The organism is Psychrobacter sp. 1Y4, from assembly GCF_051847555.1.
The window spans coordinates 1-643 of the sequence record NZ_JBPYDE010000707.1 but is presented as its reverse complement, the minus strand read 5'-3'; the positions used below and the strand labels follow the sequence as shown (position 1 = coordinate 643).

Here is a 643-nt window from a genome sequence, read left to right as displayed (position 1 = left end):
TGGTACAACTTCATATATCGCCGTACGTCCTTTGAATCCTGACTGATTGCATTTATCGCAGCCAACTGGCTTGGGTAGACGAATCGCATTACCTTCTAAAACTGGCTCAATACCAATTTCGGTAAAAAGCTTGGCTTGTTCGGTGTCCGCTGCCTGCCAGCCATGACAATGTGAGCATAAAGTACGCACTAAGCGCTGTGCCACCACGCCGATCAGTGACGACGATAATAAGAACGGCTCAACACCCATATCTTGCAAACGAGTGACTGCGCCAATTGCGGTGTTGGTATGTAGCGTTGATAAGACCAAGTGCCCTGTCAAAGACGCCTGTACAGCGATCTCTGCCGTCTCTAAATCGCGAATCTCACCCACCATCACCACATCTGGATCTTGACGCAACATCGCGCGCAGACTTTTGGCAAAGGTCATATCTACCTTATTATTAACCTGTGTCTGTCCGATACCGTCGAGCTGGAACTCAATTGGATCTTCGGCGGTCAAAATATTGCGCGTTTGGTCATTCAAATCAGTCAGTGCCGAATATAACGTGGTGGTCTTACCTGAGCCCGTCGGCCCTGTGACCAAAATAATCCCATGCGGACGATGGATCAAGCGTTTAAGCTCAGTATAGTCATTGTCTGCA

1 protein-coding gene is annotated in these 643 nt (G+C 48.5%); it reads right to left on the bottom strand.

Annotation, left to right across the window (positions count from 1 at the left end; genetic code table 11):
- Positions 1-643 (bottom strand): GspE/PulE family protein (locus ACS8FC_RS18450; RefSeq protein WP_439297860.1); only part of this gene is annotated, 643 nt, incomplete at both ends.